A 20,495-nucleotide genomic window follows, 5' to 3' on the forward strand; every position below is an offset into this window, starting at 1 on the left:
CTCCCTTTTCTTCTTATGATTTACATCTGTTCCATGTTGTTTGTATAACAGTTGATATGATTCTTAGACAGGAAACTTTCGAATTTTTCCTTATCAGCCACTACGATTACCTGATTTACTTCGCTGGTTATTATGTTTACGAAATCCTTGGTACCAGCCTCTGGTGTAATCAAACCTGTCTTGTTTTCAAAATTCTGAATGGCAGCGCTGTCTTTACCCATTCCGGTATTTTCCCATAATGTCCAATTAATGCTGATACTCCTGCCTGGGCAGGAATTATGCCTGCGATAATCCATAAAAGCATCAAGGACGCCATTGGCATAGGCGTAATCGGACTGTCCCACATTTCCGGTGATGGAAACGACAGAAGAGAATGCCGCGAAAAACTTCAATGGTTCCTTCGCCGTAACTTCATTCAGGATAGAGGTCCCTATGGTCTTTGGCCTTAATACCTCTTTAAAATCCTCCCACTCTTTACTGAGCAGAAGTCTGTCATGATTTATTCCTCCACAATGGATAACGCCCTGGATATTTAAATATTTCTCTTTTATTTTATTTATCAGTGCTTCGGCTTCCCTTTTGTTTGTTATATTACACTCATAATAGTCAACGCAGGCCCTTGTCTTATTATGGTTTAAGGCGATTAGCTGTTTCTTTTTCACTGAATCAAGGGCGGAGGAACCAACAATCAGAATATTGGCTTTTACCAGCTCACAAATCTGCTGAACCAGCTTACTGCCGATTCCCCCTAAACCTCCGATTATCAGATAGGTATCCCCGTCTTCCAAAAGAGAAAGGTTTGGTCTTTTTATATCAGCTGCTTCTACGAGACCTCTAACATATCTGTCTTCTCCCCGATAGGCTACCATACTGTCTTTTTGCTTGTTTTTTTGTTCCATGAACATATCATATAGCATGTCGAGTTCTGTTTTCTGGTAATTGGATTCTATTTTTTGGTATTTGGCTCCTGCCTCAAAATCAATGATGGTAACAGATACTCTTGGCGTTTCCTGCCTGATTGACCGTATCAGGGCTTCAAGGCCACCGTAGATAAAATTAATTCCTTTGTCCTTGTCAACAACAATCCTGCTGTCTGTTACTCCAATTACCAGGTTGGTCACTTTACCGATTTTTATATTTACCAGGGTATGGAGCAAGTAAAATATTGCTTGCACATGCTCTTCTTCCATTTCCTCTAACTTATTGGAAGATGCATTATTCTCTATAATTCCCTCCGTTTGGTTTGCCCATAAATAGTACATATCGTATTGCATATTATCATTCGAATGATTTTTTAGGGCTTCCAATAAGGCAATATAATCACTCTGCTGCTTGGTATTCATGTTATAAATCTTATCCTGTTCCTTAAAGCAACTACCTTTTAGAACGATATACACCTTTTCATAACTTTTCTCTAATATTCCAGCTATTACGTCAAATCCATTCGTTCTTCCATTATCAGAAATCAATCCATTCACACGACTTCCGGCCTTTTCCCTTTTTACACTTTCAACAGTTTTATAAATCATCTCATCCTTAGCGAAGATTACGGCACATTTGTTATTAATTCCCGTTTCTCCAGCATCATTTTTCAGCGTTTCTTTTACCCAGATTGGTTTGTAATGATATAAGAATGCTTCATCTTTCTTATTCAGGTTGACTGCTTTTTGCAAAAAATCTTTTGGACAGGCTTTTAAGCAGAGGCCCTTCATCGAAATTACTGGTATTCCCTCCTCATTAAATACTTCAAAAGAAGCGAGGATATTTCCGTCTTGTTTCTGCATATCCGCTTTATCAATTGCAGCGTAACAGGTTCCTTTCAGCTCTCCCATTATGGTTATTTCTGATATTTTAAAAGGAATGCAGATAGTATTTTTTAGGTTTAAATTTCCTTCCACATATTCTACTGCCAATACAGATTGTATTACTCCATCTAAAAGTTCTGCACTTAGGTGCCTGCTTTTCCTCCCTTTCTGTTCTTCTAACCTTATAAAATAACCATTGTTTATCTTCCAAATCTTCTGAATAACTCGTAAGCTCTCTCCGTATTGGTACCCCATGGAGAATAAAAAACGGTATAGTCCCTCAAAATTTATTTGTGGATAGGTATTAATAGATGACATATTAACCGGTATCTGTGGTACATATTCTATCTCACAATATTCTCCTTTGGACAATATTTCCTGTTCAGCTGCAAGCCGAAACCGGTTATTCTCTAACTGGGGGATTACTGACGTCTTATTCATAACAATACCTGGTTTCATAAAATATACATTTCGAAAGGTTATGACAGATTTCTGATTTTCGGGGATAAGCTCATCTGCCAGGAGTTCGAGCATTAAAGCTCCAGGGATAAGATTTACGCCGGTTATTATGTGATCTCTGATTATGGTATCTTCTGTATTGAAATAGAAAGCTGCCTTATCCCGCTTTTCCTTTTGCTCTTTTCCATTCTCTTTGGCCTGTACTGGCTGAGATTTTGTTTGCGCTTTCCTTTGTAATAATACTTCTGCCTCTGCTTGATCTTTTGTTTGATCTTTTATTTGATCTTTTGTTTGATTTTTTGTTTCTTCTCCTGTTGCTATTTGCAAATCTGATATTTTTAATTCCTGAACTGCTGCTGACATCTCAGAGGTTTTAATTTCCGGTACTCTCCTGTCTTTCATTTCAAAATCTGGAGCTTTCACTCTTAAAGGCTCTGTTTTTTCAAGCTTTAGCTTATTTCCATTTATGGGTAATAAAAATGGACTCTGATCAAATTCATATACTGGTAACGGAACTTTATAATATAATTCTTCCGGAACAACTTTCTCCCAATTAATATCAGCTCCCCGAAGCCAGGCTTTAAGTACCAGATCTGTAAGCATCCCACTCAGTTCTTCTGGTTCTTTTACTGTTTTCTGATTCAGTAACTCTTTTGTTGCATTACGTCTGACAAGAATAGTTTCCACCTTCTCTTCCGTTTCTTTCTCATAGGTAGTTTCAGAGGTCTCTAAAAGATTCAGCCAAGTTTCATAATCCTTGATTTCAGTCAGTTCATGATTGGTTACTTCTGTAAATTTATATTTTTTCCCAGCACCTTGAAGTCTCTCACTGATATTACCTGCAATTGCTTCGTAATCCGGTGTTTCGCTTCCAAATAACTGAACAAGCTCCTCTTTACTAATAAGATTATCTTCAACAAAAGTAAGAAGCTCTGTGAATTGAGAGGTGCAATTAAGCTCTTCCATCCTTAAATCCCATTTCTGGTTTAATCTTCTGAGAGAGCTGCTAAGAAGAACAATCGTCAGTAATTGCTCTTTTGAACCTTGAAAATCGGTATACTTTGAAAATAAAAGTTCTTTTATACTCATACCGGCTTGTGCTAACGGATTATTCCATTCCTCTAACAGCTTGCGAAAAGAAGGAACACTATGATACAAGATTCCTGCTTTTTGCTGATATTCTATAAAATCAGTAAATTCAAGCTTTATACCCTCCAACAGTTTTTTTATATTCATTCCTGTGATCTGATACGGCATAATCTTATTTACTTTATTACCAATATCCCCTGTGTAATCAAGAAAAGTGATAGTGGGTCTGTGAAAGCATAAGCTGTTACTTTCCCTTTTTCCCATAAGATAATGGAGGATATCATTAGGTTCTAAGATTCCGCTTATTCCAAGAGCAGCCCAAGATCCCATACCGCTAGAAGCAATGGAAGTAAAAGGAATCCCCAGCTCTTGCAAAGCAACTGCAATGGAATAGGTTACCATAAAGGAATACAGCTTTTTATCAGCCTCTTTCCAGCTTCTCTTAAGCAGGCCATTCCACTCCCCGGCTTTCATACATTTTCGAAAGCCTTCCAGGCAAACGCGAAAAATTGATTGTGTTTCATATAGCTTTTTAAAATCACCAAACCCTGTCAGCTTCAGATCACAGAGGTACAATAACCAATTATCATAGCTTGCTTTCTTTGGAAGTATGGCCGCATCCTTTAAACTTCTTATAAGTTCTTCTTTATTCTCAGCCTTAATCCCATACCGAAACCGGAAACCAGAGCGGCTTGCCATTGCCGTGCCAAGAATATCATGAAAGCTTAAAGCCTGAAATTCCCGGGTGGTAACAAAGTTTCTCCAGCTGTCTAGAAGCATTGCAAGGCTTTTTGAACTTTTTGCTGATAATAAAAATACATTGATATTTCCAGAAGCTTCTGCCTTTTTTTCTGGCTGATATTCTTCCAGCAGAACGTGACAGCCGGCACCGCCAAAGCCATAGGAGCTTATACCTGCCCGCAGAGGTATGGTTTCCTCCAATCGTTTCCAATCACTTAAGTTATCTGCCGGAATAAAAGGTGTTGCCTTAAAATTTATAATAGGATTCAGTTGTTTGATATTTAACGTCTTAGCTATTTTATGATTCTTCATCATAAGAACCGTCTTGATCAAACCTGCAAGTCCTGAAGTCCCTTCCAGGTGACCGATGTTGGTTTTAACAGATCCGATTTTGCAATAACCGGAGGCCTTTGTGTATTCTCTGAAGGCTCTGGTCAGCCCCTCCACTTCAATGGGGTCTCCCAGGGGGGTTCCGGTACCGTGAGCTTCCACATAACTTACGGTCTCCGGGGTAAACCCGGCTTCTGCGTATGCCGATAAGATCAATTTCTCCTGTTCGCTTACCTTAGGGGCAGTGATGGAAATATGCTCACCGATATGACTTGCTTTGGCAGCCTTGATTACAGCATGGATATGGTTTCTCTCTGCAACGGCATCCTCCAAACGCTGCAAAAGTAAGACGCCTGCTCCCTCTCCCGGAACATAACCATCCGCATTGGCATCAAAGGTCTTACATTGCCCCTCCGGACTTAGCATCCTTGCTTTTGAATAAGAAATATAACGTCCCTGGTGAAGAATATAATTGGCACTTCCTACCAGAACATAATCACATTCACGGCTCTTTAATGCTCTTACCCCTTCGTTAACGGCTACTAAAGAAGCTGCACAGGCAGCCTCTACCGACAAACTTTGCCCCGTCAGCCCAAAGGCATAAGAGATTCTGTTTGCAGAAATACATTGATAATTTCCTAAATTCGTATAGCTGTCAACTTCTCTGTCAACCGCATATGCCCTGAGTCCATAATCGTTATGGGAAGCATTCATGTAAACAGCAGTCTTGCCTTTTTGCAGCTGCTTTCTATTTAAACCGGCATCTTCTATACATTGCCAGGCTATTTCCAACAGTTGTCTCTGATGGGGGTCCATTACAAGGGCCTCACGGGGTGATATCTTAAAAAAATGATTATCAAAATATTCCATCCGCTCCACTCTTCCACACCATTTACTAATGCTTTTATCCGCTTCCATAAGAGAAGAATAATATTGTTTGGTATCCCACCGCTTTTCATCAATTTCTTTGATTAAGTTATCACCCTTTTCCAGGTGACTCCAAAATTCATTGTAATTATCAGCCTCTGGAAAGCGGCAAGCCATACCTATTATTGCAATATCTGAAGTTCTAACCTCAAGAATATTCATGTTATCTGATTGATTTTCTATCATGACTTCCCTCCTTACCGATATAACTTAAAACCGTTTGTATTCTAAACAGTTACAATGACTAGCCTTACAAACCTATGAAATAATTTAAAAAATGCTTGTCCCCATCCAGCACGGCACAAGCATTCTATAAACTCACTATAGCTTTTTATATCATGATTCTTTCATTAAACGTATCAGGCAATTTGCGCAAAACCGAAAGAACGAATACGCCTATTGAAAGGTATTAGAAGTCCTTTCTATGAAAATTTTGTGCTATCTTATAAAGCAGATTGTTTGAGCGCAGCGAGTTATCTGGTTTATAAGATGTCAAGCACAAAATATTCATAGAACCAGGACTTCTTATACCTTGAAATTGAAGTATGAGTCTTTCGGTTTTGCGCACATTGCCGTCCCCTTGCGAAAAACTTCCTTTTGAAGTTTCATCTCACACCCTTTATTAAGATACTCGTATTAATCCCCCCAAAACCAAAAGAATTACTCATAGCCACCCTTATAGAAGCTGGCACCGCTATTTTTCCTGCAAATAAGAACTCCTGGCAGCTGGGCTTCTCCAAATTAGCATTTGGGTGAATAAAACCGAAGTTCATTTGAAGAATAACAGCAATAGCTTCCACAACTCCGGCTGAAAATAAACAGTGACCGGTTAACCCTTTTGTAGAGTTGATAACTATCCTGGAAGTATTCTCTTTATAAACTCCTTTAATCGCCTCTAATTCCGTATCATCTCCCAGAGGGGAGGAGCTTCCGTGCGCATTGATATAATCCACTTCCTCTGGCTTAATTCCCGCTGTCTCCAGGGTCCTTGCCATTGCTTTTATTTCACCGGCCAGACTTGGATTGCTGGACCTGTTACCATCAAGGTTTATCACACCTCCAAGAATTTCGGCAAGAGGTCGTACAGCTCTTTGAGCTGCCGATCTTTCTGATTCTAAAATCAAGCAGCCGGAAGCCTGCCCATAGAGAAATCCTTCATGTTCTTCATCAAATGGACGGCAGGCCTTATCAGGCTCGCCGTAATACTTTCGTCCGCCCAAGGCTCCTATATTATAAAAGCCTTGAAGCTCCATATTGGTCAACTCCGTTAATGCCCCCACTACCACACAAGCCTCCGCAAGTCCCAGCTGCAGCAATTGCCAGGCCTTAATAATACCTGCATTCCCACTGGCTGAGGCACCTCCTACCGTAAAGCCCTCACCCTGGATGCCAAATATCTCACTTAAGGTACCGACATGATCCGTATCCATAAATTGCAGGGCATATTGGGGTGTCAGGTATTCCGGATCTTTTTGAAACTTGTCGAAATACCCCTCCCTGATACCGCTTGTAAGATTGCTGCCCGTCACGATAATTGCAATTCTGTCACCGGGAATAGTTCTATTGAAAAGGTCTGCCTGACAATAAGCCTCCAAAACACAGGCTAATGCGGCTTTCACGGTAATCGAAGCTCTGCGGGCAGTTTTTCTGGCTCTATCAATGAAAGCTTCGGGTACTCTTTCTGAACCTCCATAGGAATCCATTCTTTTGTCAAAAGAAAAGGAGCTAATATCAGCTCCTATGACTCTTGCATTATTAACCGTTTTCCCCTCAAGATACCGAAAGCTCTGGCGCCCGTTTCTTAAGCCCTGTTCAAAATCAGGGATTGAGTCTGCAATGGCATTCACTACTCCCATACCGGTTACATAGACAGTTTTATCCCCTCCCGGCATCATGACACTTTTTTTGAATATACCAGATCAACAATTCCCTGGATATTCTTAAGCTGTCCGAATTCCACAAGCGGAATTTTTACCCCCAGTCTTTCCATCAGTTCGATAATAATATCCATCCGGTCTACCGAATTTGCTCCAAGCTCTCTTAAACTGTCTTCCGGAGTAATTTGACCGGGGTAAACCTCCGGCAATATTTCAGCTATTATTTCTTTCATTATTATAAAAATTTCGCTCTTATCCATATGATTCTCCCTTATTTTATGCTTTCAATAATCGAAAGCGGTTGTTTAAGAAGGTTGCAGTTTCTCCCAACATCAGTAAAGCGATTTCGTCCACATGACGGTTCTTCCAGGGCTCGTATTTGGTTCCCTTAATCCATTGATTAAAAGCTCCCAGGGCAGGTCCGCAGTGTACCTGGTAATCTACTTTCGAATCAGCATCTCCGGTCAGAGCACTTTTTGTACTGTAATGAAAATACCATTTAAAAATCATTGCCATTTTATTCTTGGGATTTTTTTCTGCTTTCTTTATTTCTTCCGGTGAATAATAGTTTTTCAATTCCTCATAGATGCTGTCGAAGCTGCGCTTAAAATATCTGTCCTGTATCTGGTCCCTGGTTTTACTATCAATTTCATCAATGGAATTGAACTGACGGTATAAATCATAGAGCTTATTGGCTCTTGCAGGGAAAAAAAGGCCTTTTTTAAGTACCTGTACCTTCGCTCCGAATTCAAACATATCCCCCGCAGGAGCATAGTCCGTATCCTGCACATTCATCTGCTGCAACAACTCCTTTACCGCATCACTGGTGCCTGCTTCCACCGTACATTGATTAATGGAGCCGGTAACAATAAAATCCGCACCCAGGATAAAGGAAGCACCGGCTGCCTCCGGGGTTCCGATTCCTCCGGCTGCTCCAATGTGGATTTTTCTTTTATAGCAGAATTTTTCCATCATATCATTTCTGAGTTTTAGGATGGCAGGAAGGAGGGTATAGGTTACTCCGCAGTCCGTATGCCCACCCGAATCCGCCTCCACGCACAGGTCATTGGCAACTGGTACGCTTTGAAGCATTTCCGCCTCTGAAGCAGTGATCTTTCCTTCGCTTAATAGCCGATCGATAATTCTGGCCGGAGCCGGGCTCATAAAAGCCTCTGCTACTTCTGGCCTTGATATCTTTGCAATAATCTTATTGGTACTCTTAATATCTCCCTTTTCATTTCTTAACAGGCCTTTCGCTTTGTATCGTACAAGAGCAGGCGTAACTCCCATAAAAGCTGAAGCTTCAATTACCTTCACCTGATATCTAAAATACAAATCGATGATCTTTTCTTCTTTTTCCGGATTATTGGGATCATAGAGAAAGTTCATGCCATAAGCCTGTCCTTGATTTAATTTTTCCTGGATGTATTTTATGGAAGCCTCAATCTCCTCCAGTGATAAACCACCGGTACCCAGGAATCCTAACATACCGGCTTTTCCCATTCTTACCACCATATCTTTTGAGGAAACACCTCGATACATAGCACCGGTAATATATGCATAACGAAGATTGTAATCTTTCTTAAACTCTTCGCTGCCTAAAGAATCATAGGTAATGTCTGTTGCATACTTGTTTTCACCGTTATCCTTGTCTGCAACAGACCTTTCCTTGCTATTTTCCCCGTCAGTATCTTCTGTCACCTTCTGCCCAAAATATTCCTTGTACTCCTCCTGCTCCATCTTAAATGGCTCTGCTTCTGTCCTTATATGCCTTATAAGTCCGGTAAGGGTTCTGCCGATTCCGATTTCTTCAAATGTTATCTCACCTAACCCCAGCAGCAGCCGGATCGTATCTGTCCACCGAACCGAATGTGTTATCTGCTTTACTAAATTATCTTTCATTTCTTTTTGTTTATAAGGTCTGGCAGATACATTGGATATTACCGGTATACTCATTTCTTTGAAGCTAAACTCTGCCAGGAACTGTTCAAACAGTTCACTTGACCCTTTCATATACCTGGAATGAAAAGCTCCGCTGACATTTAGTATCGAGAACAATTTAACCCCTGTGTAATTCTCAAAAACATTTTTTGCCTGAAGAATAGCTTCTTTGGGGCCTGAAATCACGATTTGGGAAGGACAATTGTAATTTGCAATATCGATTTCGCTTAGACCTTCTGTTTGTAATATATGGGATATTTCATTTTCTTTCAGACCGATAATGGCTGCCATTCCTCCGCCACTTGCCTGCCCCATTAATTCCCCTCTTTTTTTCACGAGCTTTAAGCCGGTCTCAAAGTCAAAAGCTCCTGCTGCATGGAGGGCATTGTATTCCCCCAGGCTATGCCCGGCTACAAAATCAGGGTTTTCCTCCGCCTCCTTGCATTTCTTAAGATAGGTTAGAGCATTTACCGTATACAATGCCGGCTGTGTATATTCTGTAAAACCCAATTTTGACTCCGGGTCCTCCAAGCACAGCTCCTTTATGGAATAACCTAATATTTTATCCGCACCGGATACAAGTTCCGGGAATTCTTCAAATAATTCTTTTCCCATACCCTTATATTGAGCGCCTTGACCTGGAAATACATATGCCTTCATATTTTACCTTCTTTCTTATCTTATATATTTGTAATCTCTAAGGATAGCTCTATTAGCTTTGGATAGGTTATGGAACAGACGTAAGTATCAAAAACAAAGGCGTAAGCCGAATATTGCATAAAATGGGTAAAGCTAAGCTTAAAATACTTCTCTTTATTCTCGATTTTCTCCACTTCATATAATTCCAGCGGAACCGTTAATCCGGTCTTCAGGCATTTAGCCAGAGCTTCCTTGGCTGTCCATAAGATAACAAAAGCTAAGGCTTCCTGCATTGCCAGATTTTTTATCAGAGACGCTTCATGGGCTGTAATATTATTTTCCAATGCTTTTTTCACATTCCGATTTACTTCCTCTATGTCAATTCCCATAATAAGCGTTTCATCAAACACCAGGGAGGCCGCACAGGTTTCACAATGAGAAAGACTTCCTCCCGGACTTCTGAAAGCTTCCAGTTCAATTACCGGTTGCCCGAAAATACCATTCTTAATATTAATATTTTTTAGCTGTACCTCTTTGCTGTACTCAGAAACTGCTTTTTTTAATGAATACCTTCCGTATAGATAACTTTTAAGCCTTTTATCACTTTTGATGAATTTAATATAATCCTGTTCTTCGGTAGTTAAAAATGGAATAAGCTGATGGCTTTTATTTTCAGCCATGTATGTAAGATTCAGCACAACCTCATAGCTGCGGTCCTGAGCTTTTCCTTCCAGAAAATAATTACCAGAAAAATCTTTCTTCCCATTGATAGTTCTCACCTCCCGGCTAAAATAAAAACAACCCTCTTTCAAGGATTGCTTCCCAATTGTTTTTATGACCCCTGGCAGCTATGCCTTTTGGTAAAAGGCATAGCTTCGCCATGGATATCTTAAAATATCCGCATCCTTCTTATACAAAGACGATACCATCAACTAGCCGAAACATAGATTGATACTTTTCATCTCTTTTTCATAGCATTTGATAATAATATAGCACTTTTAGAACCCCATAATAAAAATGTCCTTTATTGGTAAGTAATATGGCTTAAATTGCAGAATTCATAAGAGCATACTGATACTCCTCCAGTATTTTACTCATGAATACTTCTGTGTAATCGCCTTCCAGAAATTCAGGTTTACCAAGAAGGAACTTTAAGAAATCCACATTGGTATTTATTCCTTCTATGTTCATTTCCTCCAGACATATGTACATTTTTTTAACAGCCTGGGCTTTATCCGGGGCCTTACAGCATACTTTGGCAATCATAGAATCATAATACGGTGACACCGTACATCCGCAGCCGTATCCACTGTCCACCCGGACATTGAAACCACCGGGCATATTCCATTTCGTAAGCTTACCAAGGGAGGGAATTCCGCCTTTTAGTGTATCTTCAGCCAGAATTCTGCATTGCAGGGCATATCCGTCAAACTTGATATCCTCCTGGGTTACACTCAGGCTCTCTCCTTCAAATACCCGTATCTGCTCCTTTACAATATCAATTCCCGTAACCATTTCCGTGATGGTATGCTCCACCTGAAGCCTGGTATTCATCTCCAGGAAATAATACTCTCCGTTTGAAAGCACTAAGAATTCAATTGTGCCAGGTCCTGCATACTTAATGTGTTTTGCGATTTTTAAGGCATCTGCATAGATCTTCTGTCTTACCTCTTCGGCAATGTTTACGCACCTTGCTTCTTCAATTACTTTCTGGTTTGCCCTTTGGACCGTACATTCCCTGTCACCTAAATGAATGACATTTCCGTAGGTATCACCCAATATCTGAACTTCAAAATGCTTGAAACCCAGTATTGCTTTCTCCAGAAGCAGTTCATTGTTATTAAAGGCAGCCTTCGCTTCTATTTTGCAAAGATTATAATTATCTTTCAGCTTTTCCTTCTCCTTCACGATTCGGATACCTTTTCCGCCGCCTCCGTGGGTTGCTTTTAACAAAACCGGAAAACCTATAAGCTCACCTAATTCTTCACATTCGTGATAACTGTTAACAGGTGCAGTGGCACCTTCTATAACAGGAACCTGACACTCTTTGGCTATCAGCTTTGCATTACTCTTATTTCCAATGGCATCTATCAATTCACTGGACGGTCCAATAAATCCTATCTTGTATTGCTCACACAGTCTGGCAAATTCACCGGATTCAGCCATAAATCCAATTCCCGGATGTATTGCATCCACATTGTATTTTGTTGCCACGGACAGGATTTTGTATACATTCAGATAAGAGTCCCTGGCATCGCCGATACAGACCTTTTCATCGGCGATTCTTAAGTGGGGGGAATCCTTATCAACATTGGAATATACGGCTACCGTACGGATTCCAAGTTCTCTGAGAGCCTTAATTATTCTTACTGCAATTTCTCCCCTGTTTGCAACCAACACCTTATTATATTTCCCCATCATCCACTCACCTTAATAGAAAGTAATTCCTGATCGCATTCCACCAGACTCCCATCGGCTGCCATGATTTCCTCAACGATACCGTCAACCGGTGCTATTACATCGTTATATACTTTCATTGCCTCTATCACTCCTAACACACTGCCTTTGTTTACTTCCTTTTTTCCACCCTTAAGACTGTCCGCTACGGAAAAAGCTCCAACAAAATTTGATTTAACAATAACGTATTCCGTTCCTTCCATACTGCCTGAGCTACCAGCTGCATGACGCCCAGGCTTTTTATCCAGAGCAAGGATATCTGTGTTTTCCTGTACCAGCTTTTCTATGTCAATACTTTCTTTGGTTGCTACACTTTGTGATTCATATTTAACATCACTTTCCTTTAGGACGCCTTTTTGAAAGGATAATTCCTCCCCATTCATGGAGTACTTAAAATAGTTCAGTTCTGACTTTTCACAGATTTCTAAAATACTTATCAAATTTTCACCATTCATACATTATACATAATACGTTAATATTATTTTCCCCTTCCTTTATTTTATAGCTATGCATCAACGCGTCTTAGAACATCCTCTTTCAATTTTCTTATATTGCCGATTTCACGGAATTTATTTCTGCGGGCTTCCTTCAGTTCCATTCCTGAGAGTTTTTGCAATTGTATAATTTCTTTCTGCAGGATGCTTCTAAGTCTTTCACACAGCTGCTCAAAGGTTCCCTTTTCGCTGATTACCCGGTCAATTATTCCTGCCTCATAGATATCGCCGGCTGTCAGCTTCAGATGTTCCGAGGCCAGACTTGCCTTTTTGGAGTCTCTCCATAAAATACTTGCACAGCCCTCCGGTGATACTACCGAGTAGATTGCCTTCTCCAGCATAAATACTTTATTAGCCACTCCAAGGGCCAGAGCTCCACCGCTGCCTCCTTCACTAATGACTACGGATATTACCGGGACACCAAGGGCTGACATTTCAAATAAGTTCCTTGCAATTGCTTCTGCTTGTCCTCTTTCTTCCGCATTTATACCGGGAAATGCACCTGGTGTATCAATAAAGCATATGATGGGCCGATTAAATTTTTCCGCCTGCTTCATAAGCCTTAAGGCCTTTCGGTACCCCTCCGGCAGCGGCATGCCATATTGCCGTAATTTACTGTCTGCCAAGTCTTTTCCCTTGTACTGGCATATGACGGTAACCGGGATATTGCTTAGATATGCCAGACCGCCAACAATCGCCCTGTCATCTCCATAATATCTGTCTCCGTGCAGTTCAATAAAATCCGTGAAGACGTTATTGGCCAATTCCATGCTCTTAAACCGTTTTTCACTTCTTATACTGAGGATATTATTCCAGGTACTGTTTTCCTGCCTGGTTGTTGTCCCTTCGCTGTCCAGATTATGTATTTGATTACTCACCACGTTCCCTCCTTAATTTTATATTAATAAGCACAGGCATCCGTCTTTGGCACTGTATGGTATTTTAACAGCCGGAACAATAAGGCTTTTAAACCTTCTCTGGGGACAATAGCATCCAGAAATCCATGCTCCAGCAGATATTCCGAAGTTTGAAACCCCTCCGGTAATAGTTCCTTAATGGTCTGTTCAATTACCCTCTTCCCTGCAAAACCGATTAAAGCATTGGGTTCTGCCAGAATAGTATCTCCTAAAAAAGCAAAACTGGCACTTACTCCCCCTGTTGTGGGATTGGTAAGGACACTGATATAGTAACCGCCAGCTTCACTGAATTCCTGTACTGCAGCTGCTGTCTTTGCCATCTGCATAAGAGAATAGATTCCTTCCTGCATCCTGGCACCTCCTGAAGTTGAAAATATTATGACCGGAAGCTTACGTTTTTGCGCTTCTTCAAACATACAGGTTATTTTCGTACCAACAGTAATTCCCATACTTGCCATAATAAATCTAGAATCCATAATTCCAATCATGGTGCCTATTCCGTTAATTTCTCCATAACCGGTTATGATAGCTTCCTTTAAGCCGGTTATTTCTGCCGCTTTTTCATATTTTTCTTCATAGCCCGGGAATATTATGGGATCCTGAAAAGCCATTTCTTCATTTAATTCTTCAAAGGTTCCTCCATCAACAATGGCATCGAGTCTGTCTGAAAAAGTCATGGTATTGTATGTACCGCATTTATTACATATGTAATGCTCCCTCTTAAACCTTGTATTCTCATGAACATATCCACACCTGCTGCATTTTCGAAAGGCAATCTCCTCCACTTCTCTCTACCTCCAATCTGTTTTTTCGAACGACACCCTGATACTATTCTTTCTTATAGTTAATGGTATGGTAGCATAAAAGAAAATCAATGAAACATTCTGTCCGTAAACGCTCAAATTATGGGCATAAGAAGTTATTGGGAAAGTGTTAATATATTTGGTATCTCCTCCCTTAAATAACCAAGCAGACTGTAACCAATGCCTGCTGTTCCAGTCATAAAACCGGGATGGTAGTATTCGGATAAGGTAATGTCAGAACTGTCATTTAATATTCCTGTTACCAGGCTTGCCATACAATCGTTATAACCTTCCAGGATGTCTTTGTTTCCGCTATATCTGGCATAGGAATTTGCAATATGGATATTTCCACAATTGCCATGACATAAGCAATAGCTGGCTCGTAAAGGATTGTCAGAAATATTCTTTAACGCCCTGTCGATATCCCTGGTAAGTCTTTCTGAAAATTCATTACCCAGGGTATTAAGGAGTCCCATCCGGCTTAATAGAATCCCCCCTGACCCATGACACCAGGAAACAGAGCTTTCTTTCTTCTTCCCATCCCGCAAATCCGACCAGTTATTCCGCTCTGAATCGTATAAACTTTCCTCATAGTTTAACAACTCATTTATAAAGCCATAATATTCCGTAGTATTGGCTGTTTTTGACAAAAGGGCTAAAGCAAGGCAGATTCCGCTGTTACCGTGAGAAAGCCCTCCCAAGGGAACCTCACAGGTGCTTAGCAGAATACCAGCTCCGCGGGGCATACGAACGGCATTCTTTCTCAGAATATCAGCTGCTTTCCTTGCAGTTGCCAGGTATTCCTCTTCCTGGGTCAATTCATAGAGATTGCAAAGGACAATGATTACCCCTGCATTTCCATTGAGAAGATCAAAGTCTTTGTCCTTCTCAATTAACCCTGCAAGTATCCAAACCTGTTTTTTTGCATAATTCAGATATCTTAAATCTCCTGTGACTTTATACAAGGTCTGATAAGTGTAGACAAGAGAGGCTTCCCCTGTAAAGGCACCTATTCCCTTTTCTTTATTCACTGTAGCTCTTGCCTCCAGATTCCTATCCGTATAGGCAAAGAGGGTTTGCTCTACTATTTCACACAACCTGGTATACGAAGACTTTCTTCTAATGGTATTTAATAAATTCATAAAAATTGCAACACCTGCAATCCCATCATAGAGATAAGGATTCAGCGGTTTGAAAAACTTATTATTTACCCCAGTTCCCGTATGGAATATTCCTGTCCAGTTCACTTCTGTAAAAGCTTCGTTAAAAATTGCCTGTGACACCAACCGGTCACCTAGTTTTTCAGCTGCCTGAGCTATAAGCCTACTGTCAATTATGGTTTCTTTCATAAGCTCCTTTCTTTGCTTCGATTGCCTCTGGAAACTGCTTGTGCCAAACCTCATGTTCATATTTATGGTATTCTGGTCCATGGTTATCCGTATAAAAACCTCCTGTTTTTCCATGTCCGAATAGCTTAAGTTATCTATTCGTTCACACAAACTGCTGTAAGCAGTCTTATGAAAGAAGTTTTCCAATCTGGTTCCGTCGGAAAAAATGAAGGCTTTCCCATCAGCTTCCATAAAAAACTGTGGTATATCTCCTTTCATTAATTCTCTGACTTCCGCTTCGACTATTTTATTTCTATGTTGAACCTTGTAAGGACAGGTTTCATAGAGCTGGTAGAACAACATATTCCTGTCGCTGCCATCCATCAGGAAATCAGGATGATAGGATGCCGTAAGAAGCGACGAATAGTGCTGGGTATCTCTTACTAAGTATCTGCTTTTCGTTTGTTTCAGTTCTTTCAGTCGCTCTTTCAGCTCCTCTTTCTTCTCAAGCGAAGCGGTGTACGCCAGCCAAAAACCTCTCAACAGGTCTTCTGTAAATAAGCTCTCCTTGATATCACTTCCCAATAAGGAGGGAAGATTCTTTGCACCATGAGTACTTGGGTATCGATATTCTATGGATATATCAGAGGATTTGTTGTTTGTAATATAAGGTATCTTAAAGGGTACTTTCTGACCTGCACCTCCACTGATTCCGCTGACATCTACTCCCTTCCCCCCAGCTTCCCAATGATACACCGGTAATAAACCAAGGTATAACACAGACTCACTCAAAGCTTTTCTCACCTGCCCTTCCGCAGTATTTTCTGCCTCCCTTTCTGTTCCTATTAAGGTTTCCAGGTCAATAATTACCGGAAATTCACCAAACGCTATCAGATTTTCATAATGCAGGTCACTGGTCTTTAAGAGATAAGCTGCAAATAAATTAATTCCCATTCTGGTATAGTAATTTTTAATTTCCTGCTTATTCAGGCAGCCTTTATGCCGGATTACTTCTTCCCAGCCGTAATTCCCCCTGTCCAGCATCCTTCTTGAAAATTCCGGTATACTGCATTCTCCTGATATCCAATTCACGAAATTCTGATAAAATATTTCGTTTGCCAGTGAATGAGGTTTATAGATTACACTTTTTTCATTATCAAAGGTAAACTTTATTACCGTTTTTGAACTCTGATGATTATCCGCTATATCTGCATCAAAAGATATAACCCGATCAAATGGCTCTCCGTAAAAAATATGCTGTATAAGCTCTTTCTTATCCTGCCGAAGCTTAATTAACACACCTGTCAGGAAGTCTGTAAAGGAAACAATGGTTTCCAGAATACCTCTTAGCATTACAGGATAGTTTTCACAGATTTCATAGATATAGTTTATATCCTTTAGATAATTCTCCTGATAATATTCATATTCCTCCTCTGAATTACAGCCCTTTAAATATCCCTCTGCTTTCAGAAAATGAATCTCATTAATTAATGTTCTAATACTTATTGCTTTTATTTTTTTATAGATAATCTTTAAAAAATCCCGGGTTATATCCCTGTTTTTACTATTGCTATCAGCTGAAAGCTCCAAATGGAAATAGTACTGGGCTAATTTAAGGAAATATTGATAAAAGTATGCAAAATCCGTATGTTCTTCATAGAAAGCAAGGTTTTCACCAGCGTATAAATTACTCTCGAATAGGAATGCTAACCTCCTGATTGGGTGAAATATATCATCAGAGATCTCAAATTCACCGTTATTTAAATGATTAACAATACCTGGCTTCTTATATAAATGATTCATGGTGTCTTTTCCCAGTAGTTTTTCCCAGTAGTTTTTACTCTCACTGCTTACGGATAAATGGCTTATCTTATAATTTCTTTCATATAAAACACTGCTCTTCTCAAGATTTCTCATATACTGTCCCCTGTCATGAACTTTCTTCGACATGTACTTTTAACTTTCTATGCCATTTGCTTTTTTCGACATGTACTTTTTACTTTCTATATCATGCTTTTTCGACATGTGCTTTTAACTTTCTATGCCATGTGCTTTTTCAACATGTACTTTTTACTTTCTATGCCATGTGCTTTTTCAACATGTGCTTTTAACTTTCTATGCCCTGTACTTTTTCAACATGTACTTTTTACTTTCTATGCCATGTGCTTTTTCAACATGTACTTTTTACTTTCTATTTCATGTACCGTTTCTCTGATTACTCTTCTCTGTTATTTACTTTTCCCTTGCTATACCAGACTCCAGCTTTGCAGACTCTGGTATTGATACACTACTTTCTTCCTGCTAAAAAAAGAAGAGGAGACAATACTAGCTTGTCTCCTCTCTTCTTTGAGATATTTTTTCAGCAGCAGATTAATGTTAAGAATCCGCTGCACCCAACTGTAATTGTATAAATCGCATCGGGGTTCTTACTCTCCCTTAGAGAAACGATTTCACTGATTTCTGCTGGTATATCTCCGGCTGGATGATTGAACTGGTTCCCTGTTTTTACTCTTGTTAATTTTGTTGTCATTTCTTTACCTCCATTTTAATTTTTTTATCCTATCATATCATTTCATGCTTGTCTTGCAGCAGCTTGTACACCAATGACAATGTTTTGTCTCTATTCAGCAGTTTAACGTTACAATGATTTCAAACAGATTGTCATCATAATTATAGTCCAGCAGACCTTCATATTGATTTACTATGGTTTTTATACTCCAGAGCCCTAACCCATGTAAATTCTTATCTTCCTTTGATGTAACAATGGAATCATTTAAGACCTTCGGTTTATGGGCCAAGCTGTTACTTACTTTTACAATTAACATATTGTTTTTCTTCTTCATAACCACATTGATCCACTTCTGAGATTTCTTTACCAGATAACAGGCCTCAATGGCATTGTCAAATATGTTGGATACAATAGAGCATAAATCATCATCTCTGATTTGAACCTTGCCTATCTTCTCAATATCAGTTTCCACCTGGATGTCATATTTTGTGGCTTCTGTAAGTTTATAATTTAGTATGATATCCAGGATCTGATTCTCCGTTTTAACGGTACTATCCAGTAAACGTATTGGTTCCACGATGGATTCTATATAGGCAAGGGCCTGTCTGGAATCATTGTTCATTAAGTACTGATGCAATATATTCATATGGTTCTTTAGATCATGATATATACTGGAATTTTTTTTGTATAATGTTGATAAATTACTGTAGTTCTGTGCTGTCATCTGCTTATAGACTTCTGCAAGGTTAGCCCGTTCCAGATTATCCCTGTAAATGATATAGACAATTGCAACCGTTACGCACAAGATGCACCATATCAGAAAACATGTCCACTGTAACATCATATCTCCGGTTATGTTCTGGAGATAAATTCTCTGGAAATAAACCGTGGCACTGCCTCCGCCAATTACAAAAGCAAGCAATAATCTTTTATATTTATATATATAAGTAATCTTTCCTTTGAAAGCCCTCTTTAAAATTTGATAAAGGACAGCCCAAATCCCTAATAATACGATTGTATAGAGAAATCTTTCCCTGCTGTTCAGTGTTGATATAAGGTAACCCAGATCAATATTATCTTCCAGCAGGCTAATAAGAAAAGTAAATAAAAGCTCGCCAAACACACTCAAAATAATATACAGATTTATTACCAAAAATCTCACCATAAATTTTTCATAATAAAGAAAATAGGTCATGACAGATAAGTAAAGAATAATTACAAAAATTAGTATGTTTGAATAGGTCACTACCTGGCTGTTCAGGAAGCTGATAACAGCAAGGGGTAGTGACAGAGCTATTCTTAACAGCATCTGTCTTTTGTGATTTCCTTTACACTCAAATAAACAGCTTAAAAGACAGAGGCATAAATCAATTCGGAAAAAGCAATGTAAGAATTCAACTATCTGGAATATCAGCATCAAACATTAACCCTCCAAAATTGAATTATTTTCTTTTTTACTTCATTCATATGGGATCTACTAACAGACAGATTAATACCGTTACGCAATATAACAAGATTGTTATGGATTTTCATAATATGAGGGGCATTCACAATAAATCCCCGGTCAATAATTAAAAATTCTTCAGAATTTAAGTCATTATATACATCGGATATACTTTTTCTTTCTCTGCTTTCACCGGATGCCGTTACAAATATAGAATTTTTTCCTTCTTTAAAAATATAGTAAATGTCTTTATAAAAAATTTTTTCAAATCTGGAGTTTGTCTTAATGATATAGCTTTCTTTTTCCCTGTTACAAATCTCTGCCGTTAAATCCTTCAAAGCAATGGGCAGTTTTTTATTGATAAGCGATTTTGGTATGTAACGGCTGATATTAAGCTCATAACCGTCAATTGCATACTCCATGTGGGAAGTTATAAAAACCACATAGCTTTCTTTCATTGTCCGGTTAATTACTTTGGCTAATTCCATACCATTTATATTCGGCATCTCTATATCTAAGAAACAGATGTCAAAATATTGATGCTCTTCCATATCATAAATAAAGTTCTTAGGGTTTTCATAACAGCTCACACGAAAAGGAATGCTTTTATTTCTGAAGAATTTATTCACTTCCAGTGCGATATTGTCGATATTCGCCCTCATGTCATCAACAATAGCAATTTTTATCATATAATACCCTCCCCTCAGAAGATTAATATACAAGGTATTATACCAA

General features: G+C 39.3%; 13 protein-coding genes. All 13 read right to left on the minus strand.

Annotated features, from left to right (window positions below; translation table 11 throughout):
• Positions 1–20: 20 nt before the first annotated feature.
• Positions 21–5,537 (minus strand): SDR family NAD(P)-dependent oxidoreductase, encoded by a 5,517-nt coding sequence (locus tag R2R35_RS05370; protein ID WP_317733478.1) that lies wholly within the window; start codon positions 5,535–5,537, stop codon positions 21–23.
• Between the two features lie 419 nt (positions 5,538–5,956).
• Positions 5,957–7,243, minus strand: coding sequence for a beta-ketoacyl synthase N-terminal-like domain-containing protein (locus tag R2R35_RS05375; RefSeq protein WP_317733479.1), 1,287 nt, complete (start codon positions 7,241–7,243; stop codon positions 5,957–5,959).
• On the minus strand, positions 7,243–7,488 hold the full coding sequence (locus tag R2R35_RS05380; RefSeq protein WP_317733480.1) for an acyl carrier protein: 246 nt from the start codon (positions 7,486–7,488) through the stop codon (positions 7,243–7,245). Before R2R35_RS05380 ends, R2R35_RS05375 begins: the two co-directional genes overlap by 1 nt.
• Before the next feature lie 16 nt (positions 7,489–7,504).
• Positions 7,505–9,829 carry an ACP S-malonyltransferase gene (fabD, locus tag R2R35_RS05385; RefSeq protein ID WP_317733481.1) on the minus strand — a complete coding sequence of 775 codons (2,325 nt, stop codon included), beginning with the start codon at positions 9,827–9,829 and terminating at the stop codon, positions 7,505–7,507.
• 20 nt (positions 9,830–9,849) lie between these two features.
• A complete protein-coding gene (locus tag R2R35_RS05390; protein ID WP_317733482.1) occupies positions 9,850–10,620 on the minus strand; it encodes a 4'-phosphopantetheinyl transferase family protein in 771 nt (256 codons plus the stop codon).
• Positions 10,621–10,852: 232 nt separating this feature from the next.
• The gene (locus R2R35_RS05395) at positions 10,853–12,226 is read right to left on the minus strand and encodes an acetyl-CoA carboxylase biotin carboxylase subunit (protein ID WP_317733483.1); all 1,374 of its coding nucleotides are present in this window, start codon (positions 12,224–12,226) and stop codon (positions 10,853–10,855) included.
• The gene (locus tag R2R35_RS05400) at positions 12,226–12,705 is read right to left on the minus strand and encodes an acetyl-CoA carboxylase biotin carboxyl carrier protein (protein ID WP_317733484.1); all 480 of its coding nucleotides are present in this window, start codon (positions 12,703–12,705) and stop codon (positions 12,226–12,228) included. The genes R2R35_RS05395 and R2R35_RS05400 overlap by 1 nt, the downstream gene beginning before the upstream one ends.
• Positions 12,706–12,770: 65 nt before the next feature.
• Positions 12,771–13,637, minus strand: coding sequence for an acetyl-CoA carboxylase carboxyl transferase subunit alpha (gene accA / locus R2R35_RS05405; RefSeq protein WP_317733485.1), 867 nt, complete (start codon positions 13,635–13,637; stop codon positions 12,771–12,773).
• Positions 13,638–13,660: 23 nt separating this feature from the next.
• Positions 13,661–14,461, minus strand: coding sequence for an acetyl-CoA carboxylase, carboxyltransferase subunit beta (gene accD, locus R2R35_RS05410; protein ID WP_317733486.1), 801 nt, complete (start codon positions 14,459–14,461; stop codon positions 13,661–13,663).
• A gap of 134 nt (positions 14,462–14,595) precedes the next feature.
• Entirely contained in the window at positions 14,596–17,757 is a 3,162-nt protein-coding gene (locus tag R2R35_RS05415) for a type 2 lanthipeptide synthetase LanM family protein (protein ID WP_317733487.1), read from the minus strand.
• 409 nt (positions 17,758–18,166) lie between these two features.
• Positions 18,167–18,337, minus strand: a complete 171-nt coding sequence (locus tag R2R35_RS05420; RefSeq protein WP_317733488.1) for a hypothetical protein — start codon at positions 18,335–18,337, stop codon at positions 18,167–18,169.
• A 94-nt stretch (positions 18,338–18,431) separates the two neighbouring features.
• Positions 18,432–19,733 (minus strand): sensor histidine kinase, encoded by a 1,302-nt coding sequence (locus R2R35_RS05425; protein ID WP_317734748.1) that lies wholly within the window; start codon positions 19,731–19,733, stop codon positions 18,432–18,434.
• On the minus strand, positions 19,733–20,449 hold the full coding sequence (locus R2R35_RS05430) for a LytR/AlgR family response regulator transcription factor (protein ID WP_317733489.1): 717 nt from the start codon (positions 20,447–20,449) through the stop codon (positions 19,733–19,735). The genes R2R35_RS05425 and R2R35_RS05430 overlap by 1 nt, the downstream gene beginning before the upstream one ends.
• Positions 20,450–20,495 lie beyond the last annotated feature (46 nt).

The sequence above is a fragment of the Anaerocolumna sp. AGMB13020 genome (genome assembly GCF_033100115.1).
Lineage (GTDB): Bacteria > Bacillota > Clostridia > Lachnospirales > Lachnospiraceae > Anaerocolumna.